This is a genomic window from Mesorhizobium alhagi CCNWXJ12-2 (assembly GCF_000236565.1).
In the GTDB taxonomy this organism is placed as follows: Bacteria; Pseudomonadota; Alphaproteobacteria; order Rhizobiales; family Rhizobiaceae; genus Allomesorhizobium; species Allomesorhizobium alhagi.
In genome coordinates this window covers 1-15,201 of record NZ_AHAM01000183.1, presented here as the reverse complement: position 1 = coordinate 15,201, position 15,201 = coordinate 1, and the positions used below count along the sequence as shown (strand labels likewise).

Here is a 15,201-nt window from a genome sequence, read left to right as displayed (position 1 = left end):
CGAGCCTTTGCGCTGGGAGCTGTCGTGCTCACCGTTGCGACCGCCGCGCCGGCTTTCGCCGACAGCCGGCTCTGCCGACAGCTCGAAGCCGAGCTTGCCGCGGCGGCAAATCCAGGCGGGTCGGCCGCGCTCCAAAAATATGACGACGCCATCGCCCGGCAGCGCGACGAACTGATCAAGGCGCGGCGCCAGGCGCGCGGCCAAAGATGCGGTTTTTCGCTGCTCGGCAACGGGGTCAAGCAATGCGCTGCGCTGAATGCGACGATCGAGAAGATGGCGATCAACCTCGAGGCGCTGCAGCGCAAGCGCAGCCAATTGGCCGGTATCGGCAGCGCCAAATCGCGGACGCGCCTGCTTGCATCGCTGGACGCCAATGGCTGCCGCGGCGATGCGGTTGCAGAGCGGCGCCTGCCGCCGCCAATCGACGACGGGGAGGACACACCAGACCGGGTGACCGGTTTTGAGCCCATGCAGCCTCTCGACGAGGATCTCGAAGGGCGCATCCGCCGGGTGATCGATGGCGACGGGCAGGATCTGCAGGAACTGGGTAGAAGCTACCGGACAACTTGCGTGCGCACCTGCGACGGTTATTTCTTCCCGATGTCCTATGCGGCCTCGCTCGCCGATTTTGAGCGCGACCAGAAGAGCTGCGATGCGCGCTGCCCGGGAACCGAGATGCAAGTCTTCTTCCATGAAGCCGAACCGAAGCGGGTTCTTGCGCCCGGAGCCGAGGATTCCGCAGCGATGATATCGACCGTGACGGGAACCCGCTATTCGGAGCTGCCGTCGGCCTACCTCTACAAGAGCGTTGATGCTCCGCGCCCGAAAGGCTGCGGCTGCAATCCCGCAAGGGATTTCGAGGTGCTAGCCGGCAAACCGCCTGCGGGCGACGAAGCTCCGGCCGAAAGCGGATCGTTCGTCACGCCGTTCGAACCGAAGCCGGAGGCTCCTGCCCCGAAGACTGCGGACGTCGAAACCAAGCCGGAAGCTGTCGCGGTCGAACCCGATGCAGACCGCAAGGTCAGGGTTGTCGGGCCAAGGTTCCTTCCCGACCCAGAAGCGGCAATAGATCTGCGAGCTCCGGACCGGCCGCAAGCCCGGTGAGCGCAAGACGCAACGGCATGAACAGCGCCTTGCCCTTGCGTCCCGTTTCCTTCCTCACCGCATCGGTCCATGCCTTCCAGGTCGATGCGTCCCATGGCTCTTCCGGCAGGATATCGAATGCCGCGCGGACATAGTCCTTATCCTCGTCGGAAAGCTCGGCGGGCTCCTGCGGGCCAGATTTGAGGACCTTCCACCAAGCCACGGAATCCGAGAGCTTTTCCACATTGCCGCGCACGGCGAGCCAGAACGGTTCGGCCTTTTCACCGGAAATGCCGAGCGCGGAAAGCCGGTCCTGCACCTCCGAAAACGGCGTTTCATGGAGCAGCGCGCGATTGAGCACGATCAGTTCGTCCGGATCGAACTTGGACGCCGATTTCGAGGTTGCCGCCGGATCGAAGCGCTCGGCGAGTTCCGCCATGCTGGCGACGGCCGAGACATTCTCCGACGTGCCGATCAGCACGGCGAGCGAGACCACCGCCATCGGCTCCAGCCCGGATTCGCGCAAGCCGGCGATAGACAGCGCACCGCTGCGCTTCGACAGGCCCTCGCCCGAACTGGTGGTCAACAGGTTATGGTGGCCGAAAGCCGGCGGCTCGGCGCCCAGCGCCTTAAACAGCGCGATCTGCACGCCGGTGTTGGTGACATGATCGTCGCCGCGGATGACATGGGTGACTTCCATGTCGATGTCGTCGACGACCGAAGGCAGCGTGTAGAGATAGGTGCCGTCCTCCCGGACCAGGACAGGGTCGGACAGCGAAGCGAGATCGACGGTTTCTTCGCCGCGCACCACGTCTGTCCAGACGATATCGGTGCGCTGCGGCTCGAACGGGTCGGTATCGAAGTTGGGCAACAGGAAACGCCAGTGCGGCCGGCGGCCATCCGCCTCGAAAGCCGCCTTCTCGTCGGCGGTGAGTTTCAGCGCTTCGCGGCCGTAGACCGGCGGCAGGCCGCGCGTGCGCCGTACCTTACGGCGCAGGTCGAGTTCTTCCGGCGTCTCGTAGCAGGCATAGAGCACACCCGCTTCCTTCAGCCTCTCGACCGCGGCGTCATAGTTTTCGATGCGCCGCGACTGGTAGCGGATGGCGTCGGGAAAGATGCCCAGCCAGTGCAGGTCGTAGAGGATCGCGTCGGCATATTCCTGCCGGGAGCGCGCAAAATCGGTGTCGTCGAAGCGCTGGATGAAGCGCCCGCCATGCTTCATGGCGAAGAGCCAGTTGAACAGCGCGGTGCGGGCGTTGCCGATATGGATGTGGCCCGTCGGCGACGGGGCGAAACGAACTGTGACAGTCATGGTTTGCGGGGTTAGCCGAAGGATATGGCCTTGGCAAGACTAGGGGATGCCAGGCGAGCGCGCGGTGTCGTGCTACATTGATCTATACAATCGGCGACTCCGGCGCGGAGCGGTAGTGAGCGCCCCCACCTGCGGAAGACGAAGGTTTCATCATGCGGACGCGCTGCATCAAGATAAAACTCAAGGACGGAACTCGCGAGCAGGTGGATGATTGGGCCGCCGAGATAAACAAGCGCGCCAACGAAGCCCGCGAAACGATGAAACGGGAGGGTGTCTCCTTGGAGGCAGCTTTCCTGGACTACCAGGCAGACGGGGTCTATTTGGTTTCGGTCATGCGGGCCGATGATTTTGAAAAGGCCAAAGCTATGGCTCGATCGTCCACCGCGGATATCGATGCCTATCATCGTCGCTTCAAGGAGGCGTGCTGGGAAGAGCGCACGGAGCTGTCGCCGCTTATCGACCTCTCCACCGAAGACCAGTGAAAATGGCGGTTCTTAGCCCCATGGAGCATAAAGATAGCCAAGCGGATCAAGGATCGAGTCGTTTCTGTGGCCTCCGCGCCAGACAATGAAATCACTCCCCAAAGCGCCTCGCAGGGACGCCAAGGTATGGTCGAGAAATGGCTGTCGGGAGAGGTCGCTCCGGCCTATGACAGGTACAAGGCAAATCCGGGGGAGACAAAGCCGCTTGCGGAAGCTGCGAGCCGCGTTCAGCAGCATATGGATTCCGCTGCCAAGAAAGTCCGCTAGCGGGCTGACGGGCGAGACAGCTATCGCCGCCCCGCCCTCTTCTCAAATCATGCCCTTGGTCAATTCCAGCGCCTGGCGCTCGAACAGCCGGCGGTAGATGCCGCCGGAGAGCCGGATCAGTTGGTCGTGATCGCCCTCCTCGGCGATGCGGCCCCGATCGAAGACCAGCAGCCGGTCGAGCGCGCGCACGGTGGACAGCCGGTGTGCGATGACCAGCGTCGTGCGTCCGACCATCAGCCGCTCCATCGCCTGCTGGATCAGCACCTCCGATTCCGAATCGAGGCTGGACGTGGCCTCGTCCAGGATCAGGATCGGCGCATCCGCCAGAAACGCCCGTGCGATGGCGACGCGCTGGCGCTCGCCGCCTGACAGCTTCACCCCGCGCTCGCCGACAAGCGTGCCGTAGCCCTTCGGCAGGCTCACGATGAAATCGTGGGCGCTGGCGAGCCTCGCCGCTTCCTCGATCTCGACCTGCGAGGCGCCGGGCCGCGCATAGGCGATGTTCTCGGCCAGTGACCGGTGGAACAGCACCGGCTCCTGCTGCACGATGGCGATCTGCTGGCGCAGCGACGCCTGGGTGACTTGGGCGATATCCTGGCCGTCGATCAGGATGCGGCCCGAGCTCAGGTCGTAGAGCCGCTGTATGAGCTTGACGAATGTCGTCTTGCCCGAGCCCGAATGGCCGACCAGCCCGACCCGCTCGCCGGCCTCTATCGTGACCGAGAAATCATTGTAGAGCGGCAGGGGATGGCTGCCATAGTGGAACGTCACCCGGTCGAACTCGATTCGCCCATTGGTGATCTGGATGGGCTTGGCGCCCGGCCGATCGTCGATGCCGAGCGGCTGGCGCTGGATATCGACCAGCTCCTCCATGTCGTTGACCGAGCGCTGCACGTTGCGCACATGCATGCCGACATCGCGCAGATAGCCCTGCAGCACGAAGAACGAGGTGAGCACGAAGGTAATGTCGCCGGCGCTCGCCTCGCCGCGCGACCACAGGACCAGCGCGAAGCCGATCACCGCCACCCGCAGGACAAGCAGCGTCGAGCCCTGCGTCGTGCCGTTGATGGTTCCGCGCACCCAGGTGCGTCGCGTGCGGTCGCGCCACTTGCCGGTGATGGAGGCGAGCCGGCGGTCTTCGCGGTGCTCCGCACCGAACGCCTTGACCACCGCGTTGCAGCTCACCGCGTCGGCCAGCGCGCCGCCGAGTTTCGTATCCCAGCGGTTGGCGAGGCTCGCCGCTGGTGCGACAAAGCCGAGCGACAGCGCGATGGTCAGCGCCACATTGACGATCGAGCCGACCGCTATGATGACGCCCATCATCGGCCAGTACCAGCCGAGCAGCAGCGTCGAGCCGACGAGCATGACGAGTGAGGGGAACAGCGCCACCAGGATCGTGTCGTTCAGGAGGTCGAGCGCCCACATGCCGCGCGTCACTTTGCGCACGGTCGAGCCGGCGAAGCTGTTGGCGTGCCAGTCTGTGGAAAAGCGCTGGACGCGGTGGAATGCGTCGGCGGCGATATCCGACATCATGATCAGCGTCAGGTCGATGATGCCCATGAAGGCGATGTGGCGCATGACGATGGCGCCGAGCGCGAGCGCGATCAGCATGAAGAAGGCCGCGGTCGCGGCGTTCCAGGCGACGATGTCGGCCGCCGCGCCGCTGGCGACGGCGTCGACCAGCCGGCCCGAATAGAGCGGCGTGAGCACATCGGCCAAGGTGGAGACCACCCCCGCCGCCATGATCATGGTCAGGCGGATCGGCTGGCGTCGCCAATGGCCGGCGGTGAAACCCAGAACGCTGCGGAACGCGCCGCCGCGCAGATCGATACGAAGACGAGTCATGGTCTTTTCGGGCGAAAAACTGCCCGATCCCGGAAAAACGTGGAAATGAAACACCGCGGGAGCGCGAAATCGTTGCTCTGTGCGGGGTCGAACCGATTTGGCAGCCGGGCTCAGGATGAGGCGGCGACCGGGGCAGGCGAAATCGGGTTCGTGATGCCCGAAAGGTTTGAACCTTCGGGGCGGCTTCTGGAACCTAGGCTTCGCGGCCCGGCATCAAAGTGTCAAATCCTGCCATTCGTACCCTCCCAAACGGGATCAGCGGGAGAGATGCTTATAATGAAGGCCGGCCGCTTCGCCAAGCCGCCGCGTCGCGAAAAGCGGAGGTGGCGCAATCAGCGAGGTATTCCTGCAACAGTGGGTTGCGCCGTCAGGCCGCGAGGGGTTGCGTTGCGCGCGCCCTGACCCGGCGCGAGACCTGCAACATCACCAGCGAAATGGCGAAGCAGTAGACGCCCATGGCGATGATCTGGCCGGGATAGCTGACGCCAAGGTCGATCAGGAGCCCGGTGAGGCCCGGTCCCATGGCGCTGGCGAAGACCATTATCGCCACGGCCAGAGCGCGGATCGAGCCCAGATGCCTGGTGCCGTAGATTTCCGGCCACAGCGCCCCGAACAGGGTCGACGAGAAGCCCCAAGACACACCGAGCAGCGCCATGAAGGCGAATGCGCTCCACTGCCCCTCGAAGAGACCGAGGATCAGGCAGGCGAGCCCAAGCGGAATGAGAAACGATGGCAGCAGGGCCACCGCCGAAAAGCGGTCGATGAGCTGGCCCGAGATCAGCGCGAAGGTGGCGGTCATGACAGCCATCAGGGTGAAAGTGCCGGCGAAGAGTTCGAGCGACCAGCCGCGCAGTTCGACCAGATAGACCTGATGGAAGAAGATGACCGTTCCGATGAATGACGGCGCCATCACGCCTAGGAACAGCAGATAAAACACCGGATCGCGCAACGCCTCGGCCCGGGTCCAGTCGCGGGCGTCGGAAACACGCGCGACGGGGTCCGAGGCGCGGGGCGCGCGCTCGACCGCTATCAGCGAGACGATGACCGGCAGCGCCACGAAAACCAGGGCCGCGGCCGCCATCAGCCAGGTGTTGCGCCAGCCGACGGCAACGGCGACCGCCACGAAGATCAGCGGGAAAATCGCCTCGCCGGTATTGTGGCCGAGCGTTACGACAGAAACCGCGCGGCCGCGCTGCGCGGAAAACCAGCGGCCCATCGCGGTGAAGGAGGTGTGGGTCAGCATGCCCTGCCCGAATAGACGCAGGAGATAGATGGTGAAGGCGAGCAGGAGGACGTTGGTGGAGAACGCCATCGACACCGCGGCCAGGGCCAGCATCGGGATGATGAACAGCGCGACATGCTTGACGCTATAGCGGTCGACGATCTGGCCGAGGTGCGGCAGGGTGAGCGCGCTGCCCAGCGTTGCGACCATGTAGAGCGTGCCGAAGCCGCCATGCGATAAGCCGTATTCCTCGCGGATGTTGCCTGCCGAAAGCGAGATGAAGAAGGTCTGTCCGAATGACGAGAACAGGGTCAGCAGGAAGCCGCCGGCGAGCCAGCGCGCATTTTCGCGGAGAAAGGCGAGGAAGCTCATGGCAGCCTTTCGCTGAGGGTTCGGTCGTGGCCGTCCAACATTTTGCGGCGGCGGTGCGCTCTACCCGCGGTCCCGGAACCGGTTGGTGATGGGATAGCGGCGGTCGCGGCCGAAATTTTTCTTCGTGATCTTCACGCCGGGGGCAGCCTGCCTGCGCTTGTATTCGGCGACATAGAGCAGGTGTTCGATGCGGTGCACGGTTTTGCGGGAGTGGCCGCGCGCCACGATCGCGTCGACGCTCATCTCGCCTTCGACAAGGCATTCGAGGATATCGTCGAGCACGGGATAGGGCGGCAGCGAATCCTGGTCGGTCTGGTTCTCGCGCAGTTCCGCCGACGGGGCTTTGTCGATGATGTTCTTCGGAATGACCTCGCCGGACGGCCCGAGCGCGCCGGGCGGCACATGGCCGTTGCGCCAGCGCGACAGGGCGTAGACCTGCATCTTGTAGAGATCCTTGATGGGATTAAAGCCGCCGTTCATGTCGCCGTAGAGAGTGGCGTAGCCAACCGACATTTCCGATTTGTTGCCGGTCGTCACTACCATCGAGCCGAACTTGTTGGAGATCGCCATCAGTATGGTGCCGCGCGCGCGGCTCTGCAGGTTCTCCTCGGTGATGCCCTCCCCGGTGCCTTCGAAAAGCTGGGCGAGAGCATGGGAGAAGCCGTCGACGGGCTCGAAGATCGGCACGATATCGTAGTGGCAGCCGAGCGCGCGGGCGCAGTCTTCAGCGTCCTTGAGCGAATCCTTCGAAGTATAGCGATAGGGCATCATCACCGCCCTCACGCGCTCCTCCCCCAGGGCGTCGACCGCAAGTGCCGCGCAGATCGCCGAGTCGATGCCGCCGGACAGGCCGAGCACGACATTCTTGAAGCCGTTCTTGTTGACGTAGTCGCGCAGGCCGAGCATGCAGGCGCGATAATCCGCCTCTTCCTTTTCCGGGATTTTCGACATCGGGCCATCGGCGCAGACCCAGTCCGTTTCGCTGCGGCGCCATTTGGTGACAACGACCGTCTCCTCGAACTGGCTCATCTGGAAGGCCAGCGTCCTGTCGGCGTTGATGGCGAAGCTCGCCCCGTCGAAAACCAGCTCGTCCTGGCCGCCGAGCTGGTTGGCGTAGATAATCGGCAAGCCGCATTCGATGACCTGCCGGATCACGACCTGGTGGCGGACATCGACCTTGTCCCGGTAATAGGGCGAGCCGTTCGGCACAAGGAGGATTTCCGCTCCGCTTTCGGAGAGCGTCTCGCAGATTGCAATATCGCCGCCCCAGATATCCTCGCAGATCGGAATCCCCAGACGCACGCCGCGGAAATTGACCGGCCCCTGAATTTCCGGGCCGGCCTGGAAGACGCGTTTTTCGTCGAATTCGCCGTAGTTCGGCAGGTCGAGCTTATGGCGTTCGGCGAGAATCTTGCCGCCATCGGCGAAAATGATCGAATTATGCGTGCCGCTCTTGCGCTTCAGCGGCGTGCCGATGATGACGCCAGGCCCGCCATCGGCGGTGTCGGCCGCGAAATCCTTCACCGCGCGCTCGCAGGCGGAAAGAAACGCCGGCCGGAGGACCAGGTCTTCCGGCGGATAGCCGGCGATGAAGAGTTCCGTATAAAGCACCAGATCAGCGCCGTGGCGGGCGGCATCGGCCCTCGCCTCACGCGCCTTGGCGAGATTGCCGGCGACATCACCGACAATCGGATTGAGCTGGGCTACCGCGATGCGGAGGACGTCTGGCGCTGGCTTGGTCATGATGACGGGTTTAGCGTGGCGGCAAATCCGCGGCAATGCCGTTCGATTGAGCCACTACAGCGCCGCGCGTCTTGCGCCGCGCAAACGCTACTCGCCGGTATATTCGCGGATCGCCTCGGGCGAATGGTTTTCGCCGATCGACATTGCGAGAATCCGCGAAATATGCGCGTAGGGCAGCCCGGTCTTGCGCGCCCATGCGTTCATCTGCATCTGGATTCTGGCCAGATCACGCTTGGAAGTCGGGCTTTCGGCGATATCCAGCCCGGCATCGCGCAGGGCGGCAGCCATGTCCTGCGAAATGATAAACGTGTCCCAACCCAGCCAGCGGAGGAAATACTGGCCGGTATTGCCGCCGAGCCGGCTGCCGTGCTTGGCGAGAAACGCCATCAGGCCGATCTGGTCGTCCTTCGGCCATTGCGCGAGGAACTTGCCGAAGCTGCCATGCTCCTGCGACATGCGTTCGACGAAGGCGGCGTTATCGCGCACCGACCTGATCTTTTGGGGGTTGCGGACGATGCGCTTGTCGGACGCCAGATCGTGCCAGAAGTCGTCCGGCTGAAACAGCAGGCGCTTCGGCTCGAAGCCGAGAAACGCCTCCTCGAAACCCGGCCATTTCTGCTCGATCACCCGCCAGACGAAACCGGCGGCAAAGACGCGCTCGGCCATTGTCGACAGAACCCGATCGTCGGTGACCTTGGCCAGCGCGGCATTGTCGGGCACCGGACCGAGCAGCGACGCCAGCACCGCATCGCCGCCCTTGCGGCTGGCGGCGCGGGCGCGGATCTTCTCGAAGGACAGCATGACTCAAGATCTCCGTTCGGGCGGCGGAGCTTACGACAGCCGCAATGTCTACGCCAACCTCCCGTCCGCTCAGCCGATGCCGAGCCCGCTGTCGCCCCTGTCGAGCATCAGCGGAATGATCAGGTCTTCCTCGTCGGCCAGATGCCGGGTCAGCATGGCAACAAGCCGCGCATTCTCGTCGGCATAGGCGTCCGCGGCGAAGCGCTGCCTGTCCTCGTTTTCGGTGAGGGCGCGCAGGAAGGCGTTCGCGGCCTCGGCATTGCGCGCCAGCGCTTCGTGGATGATGTGGTGATCGGCATCGAGAATGTCGAAGCCGCGCTTCAGCCGGCTTTCGGCCCTGGCGAACACCGGAAAATAGTGCTGGTCCTCGACATTGTGATGGCCGTCGAGTTCGCCGAGGAAGAAGTTGAGGCGCGGTGCAAACTGCCGTGCAAATTCAGGCGCGGTGCGCCGGCCTTCGCGGTAGTCGCCGATGATCGTGGTCAAAAGGCCGCCAACCTCGCGGAACATGTCGTGGCGCTGCAGCCAGAACGAGGCCATGCCGGCAAGGTTGGGATGTGCCTGCCAGCCTTCGCGCGGATATTTTTCGAGAAGCCAGCGCAGTTCCTGCGGCAGGCTGGCCCGGCGCTCAAGTTCGATCGAGATGTCGGTCATGATTGCGGCGGGTTCCGATTGCACCGCGCATATAGGTAGCCCGGATCAAAGCGGAAGGCCGGTGAACCGCTCGATGATGGCGATGCCCCACACGCCGCCGGCAAGCACGATCGAGATCAGAACCGCCAGCGACCCGCAATCCTTGGCGAGCTGGATGTCGATGTTGAATTCGCGCGACACCGCATCGCACGCCGCTTCGATGCCGGTGTTGAGCACTTCGACCATGATCAGCAGCAGGACCGCGCCGACAAGCAGAGCGTAGCCGCGCCAGGACGTCGCCACGAACCAGGCGAGCGGGATGGCGAGCGCGAGCAGCAGGATTTCCTGCTGGAAGGCCGTCTCATGACGGATAAGCTGGCGAAAGGCGCGCACCGAATTGCGGAAGGCGCTGATCAGGCGTTGCATTGCGAAGGATCCCCTCTCCGATTCGCGGGAGCGGACCATTTAGCCAAGTTCAGGCGGCTGGAACAGATGGCAATCGCCTTCTGCGCTGTGCGGCGCGATGCGTTCAGTCCTGCGGCAGGCCGTCGTCGATCGAATAGTAGTCACCCTTGTCCGCCACGAATATGTGGCCCACCGCCGAAAGCCCGGTCGGTTTGTCGAACGCGCCCGCCATGATGGAGGTCTCGTCGAGACCGTTGCGCTTCCAGAACAAGGCGGAGCCGCATGACCGGCAGAATCCGCGTTTCGCCTCGGGCGATGCGGCATACCAGGTGATTTCCTCTCCGCCCTCGACGACAAGGTCGGCGTCGGCAGCCTTTGCCGCAGCGAAGAAGTGCCCGCTCTGCTTGCGGCATTGCAAGCAGTGGCAATAGAGAACGCCGCGCAACAGCCTTTTCGCCGTGAAGCGAACTGCGCCGCAAAGGCAGGAACCTTTATGAAGATCAGTCATCCGGTTTTCTCCCTAAGCTTTTATCGCCCGGCCCACTTTTCCGGACTGCCGCAAGATGGCGGCGTTCGTCCGGCCGCGATCCCACGATTGCGACATTGTCGTGCCGCGACCGCGTTGGATTGAGCGTGGCTCAGCCCGTAACGGCCTGCAAATTAAGGAAAATTTAGTTCAAATGCAGCTAAGGTGCCCCTGCGGAAACGTTCATTGGGGGCACGTTTCTCAAAATCTCTCGGATCACACTCCCCTCCGGTACCGATTGCATCGGCGCGCCTCCCGGGCGACGCCGGTTTCGTACTCTCAGCGGGGTAAGTGAAGCAATATGCAGCCTGCCATCGCCCCCATCGAAGACGCCCACAACGACATCGTTACCGGCGTCGTCACGACGATGCGGCAAATGGGCGTGGTCGGGCTGCCCCGCAATTACGAGATTTTCTACGAGGCCTTGACGGGATCGAACCACAATCTCAGCCTGGAGGTGGTCGGGCTGGGTAACCGGCCGACGCAGGACGACCTTGACCGGATCGGCCGCAAATATTTCGCCCAGAACCACGATCAGGGCATCGTCGCACAGGCGCGCGAGGTAATCGCTAGGGAACTGGAGGACATTGCCGGCATCCTGCGCAACGAGCGCAACCATATCGAAAAATATGGTCAGATTCTCGGCGAGACCTCCGACGGTTTGAGCAACCGCTCGCTGATGAGCAAGGAGCTTCTGCAGAAGATCGCCGGCGTCATGTCGGTGGCGACGAACTCGACGATCGATCACGGAAAACAGGTCGCAAGCGCCTTGCGCGACAAATCGGCCGAACTGGAAAGCGTGAAGACGAAGCTCGAGGAATATAAAAGGCTGGCCGATACTGACCCGCTGACGAATATCTGGAACCGCCGCGCCTTCGACACGCGGATCGCCAAGATCTACAACAGCAATTCGGGCATATTGTTCAACGCGCTGATCCTGGCCGACATAGATCGCTTCAAGGAAATCAACGACCGCTACGGCCATCCCGTCGGCGACAAGATCATCCAGGCCATCGCCGACATTTTCAGGACGAGCATCCGGCACGACATGTTCGTGGCACGGACCGGCGGCGAGGAATTCGCGCTGATCGTCGAGGGGGCAAGCGAACAGGCGACGTTCGAACTCGCCGAGCGCATCCGCCTGTTGATCGAGCAGACGCGATTTTCCAGCCAAGGCGTCGACTACCGGCCGATCACGATCTCGATGGGCATATGGCGTCCGAGGCGGAAAGCGCCGAGGACCTCTACGCCAAGGCCGACCGGGCGCTATACCGGTCCAAGGTCGACGGCCGCAACCGGGTGACCAAATTTGCCGCGACCCAGGATCGCCCGCTAAAGAGCTGGCTGCTCTACAGGAAGGATTGAGCGGTCAAGGGTACAAAAAGGCGCCGGCTCAAGCCAGCGCCTTGATGTGCAGGTCCCAGGCAGTTCAGCCGTTGACGACCTTCTTTTCCGACGCGCCGGAGTTCTTCTTCAAAAGCTCCGAGACCAGGAAAGCCAGTTCGATCGCCTGGTCGGCATTGAGCCGCGGGTCGCAATGGGTGTGGTAGCGGTCCTGCAGTTCCTCCGCCGTGATGGCGCGCGCGCCGCCCGTGCATTCGGTGACGTTGTTGCCGGTCATCTCGATGTGGATGCCGCCCGGATGCGTGCCTTCGGCGCGGTGCACCTCGAAGAAGCTCTGCACCTCGCGCAGGATGCGGTCGAACGGCCGCGTCTTGTATCCTGCCGCCGTGATCGTGTTGCCGTGCATGGGATCGCAAGACCAGACGACGTTGCGGCCTTCCTTCTTCACCGCGCGGATGAGTCTCGGCAGATGCTCGCCGACCTTGTCGGCGCCGAAGCGCGCGATCAGCGTCAGCCGGCCCGGCTCGTTCTCGGGATTGAGAAGGTCGATGAGCTCAAGCAAGCCGTCGGCGGTCAGCGAGGGGCCGCATTTCAGGCCGAGCGGGTTCTTGATGCCGCGGCAATACTCGATGTGGGCGTGATCCGGCTGGCGGGTGCGGTCGCCGATCCAGATCATGTGGCCCGAAGTCGCATACCAGTCGCCGCTGGTGGAATCGACGCGGGTCAGCGCCTCCTCGTAGCCGAGCAGCAGCGCTTCATGGCTGGTGTAGAAATCCGTCTCGCGCAGCGCGTAGTTAGTCTCCGACGTGATGCCGACCGCACTCATGAAATCCATGGTTTCGGTGATGCGGTTGGCCAGCGCTTCATAGCGCTCGCCCTGCGGGCTGTCGGCGACGAAGCCCAGCATCCATTGGTGCACATTTTCGAGATTGGCGTAGCCGCCCTGCGCGAAGGCGCGCAGAAGGTTCAGCGTCGCAGCCGACTGCCGGTAGGCCATTTCCTGGCGGGCCGGATCGGGCGTCCGCGAAGCCGTATCGAAAGCAGTGCCGTTGATGATGTCGCCGCGATAGGACGGCAGCGTCACCCCGTCCTTGACCTCGTTGTCGGACGAGCGCGGCTTGGCGAACTGGCCGGCGATGCGGCCGATCTTCACCACCGGTTGCGAACCGGCGAAGGTCAGCACCACCGACATCTGCAGGAACACGCGGAAGAAGTCGCGGATGTTGTCGGCGCCGTGCTCGGCGAAGCTTTCGGCGCAGTCGCCGCCCTGGAGAAGAAATGCGTCACCGGCAGCGACGGATGCAAGCTGCTTCTTCAGCTTGCGCGCCTCGCCTGCAAAAACCAGCGGCGGAAAGGTGGCGAGACGGGCCTCGGTTTCGGCAAGCGCAGCCTGGTCCGGATAGGCCGGAACCTGCTGAATCGGTTTCGCTCTCCAGGAATTCGGGGACCATTTCGTCATTGCCGTATCCAACGCTTGTTTAACCGGGGGCGGTTTCGCCCCGCAATTGCCCGCTTTTCGGGAACGCGGCTCTATACAGGAAGCCGGAAGCCTATTCTAGACCGGAGTTGGGCCGAATCGAAGCGGCATTTGCGCCCGTCGCCAGGCCTACCCCACCCGCTCGCCGTTCTTCACGAGATAGGACGGTTTGTACATCGTCACAAACTCCTCGGCCGCCGTCGGGTGCACCGCCATGGTGCGGTCGAAATCGTCCTTGGTGAGGCCGGCCTTGAGCGAGATGCCGAGAAGCTGCGCCATTTCGCCGGCGTCCGGGCCGAGGATGTGGGCGCCCAGCACCAGCCGTGTCTGGGCGTCGACGATCAGCTTCATCAGCATCTTCTCGTCGCGGCCGGACAGCGTGTGCCGCATCGGCCGGAAAGTCGCGCGATAGACTTCGATATCATGAAAGCGACGCGCCGCCTCGTCTTCGGAGAGACCGACGGTGCCGATCTCGGGCTGCGAGAACACCGCGGTGGCGACGCAGTCGTGGTCGGGCGCGACCGGATTGTTCTTGAAGGCGGTCTCGACGAAGCACATCGCCTCATGGATGGCCACCGGGGTAAGCTGGACTCGGTTGGTCACATCGCCGATCGCCCAGATGTTCTCGACATTGCTGCGCGAATAGTCGTCGACCAGGATCTCGCCGATCTTGCCCCTCTCGACGCCGGCGGCTTCGAGGCCGAGATCCTCCGTGTTCGGGATGCGGCCGAGCGCCAGCATCACCTGGTCGGCGACCAGCACTTCGCCGCCCTGCAGATAGGCATCGAGCCGCCCGTCGCCGCGCCTCTCGATCGCGCTGAATATTTCATGGCAGATGATGCGGATACCTTTCTTCTCCATGGTCTCGTGCAGCATGCGCCGCAAATCCATGTCGAAACGGCTGAGTATCTCCTTGCCGCGGTAGATCAGCGTGGTGTGGACGCCGAGGCCGTGGAAGATGTTGGCGAACTCGACCGCGATATAGCCGCCGCCGGCGATCACGATCGCCTTGGGCAGTTCGGGCAGGTCGAAAGCCTCGTTGGAGAAGATGCAATGCTCGTGGCCGGGAAGCGCAAGATGCGGGTTCGGCCTGCCGCCGGTGGCGATCATGATCTGGTCGGCGGTAACCGTCCGGTTCTCGCTTTCGAGCAGGATCGTGTGCCTGTCGACCAGCACCGCGCGGGTCTGGAACGCGTCTCCGCCGGCGTTTTCGACGCCTTGCCGATAGAGCCCCTCAAGGCGCGCGATTTCGCGGTCCTTGTTGGCGACGAGCGTGCGCCAATCAAACCGCGGCGGCTCGACGGTCCAGCCATAGCCGGCGGAATCCTCGAAATGCTCGGGAAATTGCGAGGCGTAGACGAACAGCTTTTTCGGTACGCAGCCGCGAATGACGCAGGTTCCGCCGAAGCGATACTCCTCGGCTATGCCGACGCGCTTGCCGAGAGCCGCCGAAACCCGCGCGGCGCGAACGCCGCCGGAGCCGCCGCCGATGACGAAAAGGTCGTAGTCGTATCGAGCCATCTGGTCGCCCCCTTCGCCCCACTGTTACGGGGCAGCCCGGCAAAAGAAAAGCCCGGCGGTCGGGCCGGGCTTTCAATAAACATTGTTCGGTGGGAATGCGCTCAGTTCGCCGCGGCGGGCGCTTCGCCTTCGGGCGCGGGAGCCGGAGCAGCGCCTTCGGTAGCGGCA

At 63.5% G+C, this 15,201-nt stretch carries 13 protein-coding genes; 3 read left to right on the top strand and 10 right to left on the bottom strand.

Annotated elements, in window-relative coordinates; genetic code table 11:
* Positions 1-24 precede the first annotated feature (24 nt).
* The gene (locus MAXJ12_RS20985) at positions 25-1,104 is read left to right on the top strand and encodes a DUF2865 domain-containing protein (protein WP_244421538.1); all 1,080 of its coding nucleotides are present in this window, start codon (positions 25-27) and stop codon (positions 1,102-1,104) included.
* Here MAXJ12_RS20985 and gltX read toward each other — a convergent pair.
* Positions 1,022-2,395: a glutamate--tRNA ligase gene (gltX, locus tag MAXJ12_RS20980; RefSeq protein ID WP_008837987.1), complete on the bottom strand. Its 1,374-nt coding sequence runs from the start codon at positions 2,393-2,395 to the stop codon at positions 1,022-1,024. The two genes, MAXJ12_RS20985 and gltX, sit on opposite strands and share 83 nt — an antisense overlap.
* A 152-nt stretch (positions 2,396-2,547) precedes the next feature.
* Between gltX and MAXJ12_RS20975 the strand changes: the two genes are divergently transcribed.
* Positions 2,548-2,877, top strand: a complete 330-nt coding sequence (locus tag MAXJ12_RS20975; protein WP_008837986.1) for a DUF6176 family protein — start codon at positions 2,548-2,550, stop codon at positions 2,875-2,877.
* A 309-nt stretch (positions 2,878-3,186) separates the two neighbouring features.
* On the opposite strand, the gene MAXJ12_RS20970 is transcribed toward MAXJ12_RS20975, so the two are convergent.
* The 7 genes from MAXJ12_RS20970 to MAXJ12_RS20940 all read right to left on the bottom strand — a co-directional run bounded on the left by MAXJ12_RS20970 (position 3,187) and on the right by MAXJ12_RS20940 (position 10,673).
* Positions 3,187-4,989 (bottom strand): ABC transporter ATP-binding protein, encoded by a 1,803-nt coding sequence (locus MAXJ12_RS20970; protein WP_008837984.1) that lies wholly within the window; start codon positions 4,987-4,989, stop codon positions 3,187-3,189.
* Between the two features lie 367 nt (positions 4,990-5,356).
* Positions 5,357-6,583, bottom strand: coding sequence for an MFS transporter (locus tag MAXJ12_RS20965; RefSeq protein ID WP_008837983.1), 1,227 nt, complete (start codon positions 6,581-6,583; stop codon positions 5,357-5,359).
* Between the two features lie 60 nt (positions 6,584-6,643).
* A complete protein-coding gene (locus MAXJ12_RS20960) occupies positions 6,644-8,326 on the bottom strand; it encodes an NAD+ synthase (protein ID WP_008837982.1) in 1,683 nt (560 codons plus the stop codon).
* 87 nt (positions 8,327-8,413) lie between these two features.
* On the bottom strand, positions 8,414-9,127 hold the full coding sequence (locus MAXJ12_RS20955) for a DNA-3-methyladenine glycosylase I (RefSeq protein ID WP_008837981.1): 714 nt from the start codon (positions 9,125-9,127) through the stop codon (positions 8,414-8,416).
* Positions 9,128-9,196: 69 nt separating this feature from the next.
* Complete coding sequence (locus MAXJ12_RS20950) at positions 9,197-9,781, bottom strand: hemerythrin domain-containing protein (RefSeq protein WP_008837980.1); 585 nt, start codon at positions 9,779-9,781, stop codon at positions 9,197-9,199.
* A gap of 45 nt (positions 9,782-9,826) precedes the next feature.
* Entirely contained in the window at positions 9,827-10,186 is a 360-nt protein-coding gene (locus MAXJ12_RS20945) for a diacylglycerol kinase (protein ID WP_008837979.1), read from the bottom strand.
* Between the two features lie 103 nt (positions 10,187-10,289).
* Positions 10,290-10,673 (bottom strand): GFA family protein, encoded by a 384-nt coding sequence (locus MAXJ12_RS20940; protein WP_008837978.1) that lies wholly within the window; start codon positions 10,671-10,673, stop codon positions 10,290-10,292.
* Between the two features lie 319 nt (positions 10,674-10,992).
* On the opposite strand from MAXJ12_RS20940, the gene MAXJ12_RS20935 reads away from it, so the two are divergent.
* Positions 10,993-11,994 (top strand): GGDEF domain-containing protein, encoded by a 1,002-nt coding sequence (locus MAXJ12_RS20935; RefSeq protein WP_244421537.1) that lies wholly within the window; start codon positions 10,993-10,995, stop codon positions 11,992-11,994.
* A 126-nt stretch (positions 11,995-12,120) separates the two neighbouring features.
* Here MAXJ12_RS20935 and MAXJ12_RS20930 read toward each other — a convergent pair whose 3' ends face one another.
* Both MAXJ12_RS20930 and gor read right to left on the bottom strand, forming a co-directional pair.
* Positions 12,121-13,494: a class II 3-deoxy-7-phosphoheptulonate synthase gene (locus tag MAXJ12_RS20930; protein ID WP_008837977.1), complete on the bottom strand. Its 1,374-nt coding sequence runs from the start codon at positions 13,492-13,494 to the stop codon at positions 12,121-12,123.
* A gap of 147 nt (positions 13,495-13,641) precedes the next feature.
* Entirely contained in the window at positions 13,642-15,033 is a 1,392-nt protein-coding gene (gene gor, locus MAXJ12_RS20925; RefSeq protein WP_008837976.1) for a glutathione-disulfide reductase, read from the bottom strand.
* Between the last annotated feature and the right edge of the window lie 168 nt (positions 15,034-15,201).

Bases quoted from the DNA above. Each gene is read 5' to 3' on its own strand.
- gltX (WP_008837987.1), bottom strand. From the start codon at position 2,395: ATGACTGTCACAGTTCGTTTCGCCCCGTCGCCGACGGGCCACATCCAT.
- MAXJ12_RS20975 (WP_008837986.1), top strand. From the start codon at position 2,548: ATGCGGACGCGCTGCATCAAGATAAAACTCAAGGACGGAACTCGCGAG.
- MAXJ12_RS20970 (WP_008837984.1), bottom strand. From the start codon at position 4,989: ATGACTCGTCTTCGTATCGATCTGCGCGGCGGCGCGTTCCGCAGCGTT.
- MAXJ12_RS20965 (WP_008837983.1), bottom strand. From the start codon at position 6,583: ATGAGCTTCCTCGCCTTTCTCCGCGAAAATGCGCGCTGGCTCGCCGGC.
- MAXJ12_RS20960 (WP_008837982.1), bottom strand. From the start codon at position 8,326: ATGACCAAGCCAGCGCCAGACGTCCTCCGCATCGCGGTAGCCCAGCTC.
- MAXJ12_RS20955 (WP_008837981.1), bottom strand. From the start codon at position 9,127: ATGCTGTCCTTCGAGAAGATCCGCGCCCGCGCCGCCAGCCGCAAGGGC.
- MAXJ12_RS20950 (WP_008837980.1), bottom strand. From the start codon at position 9,781: ATGACCGACATCTCGATCGAACTTGAGCGCCGGGCCAGCCTGCCGCAG.
- MAXJ12_RS20945 (WP_008837979.1), bottom strand. From the start codon at position 10,186: ATGCAACGCCTGATCAGCGCCTTCCGCAATTCGGTGCGCGCCTTTCGC.
- MAXJ12_RS20940 (WP_008837978.1), bottom strand. From the start codon at position 10,673: ATGACTGATCTTCATAAAGGTTCCTGCCTTTGCGGCGCAGTTCGCTTC.
- MAXJ12_RS20935 (WP_244421537.1), top strand. From the start codon at position 10,993: ATGCAGCCTGCCATCGCCCCCATCGAAGACGCCCACAACGACATCGTT.
- MAXJ12_RS20930 (WP_008837977.1), bottom strand. From the start codon at position 13,494: ATGACGAAATGGTCCCCGAATTCCTGGAGAGCGAAACCGATTCAGCAG.
- gor (WP_008837976.1), bottom strand. From the start codon at position 15,033: ATGGCTCGATACGACTACGACCTTTTCGTCATCGGCGGCGGCTCCGGC.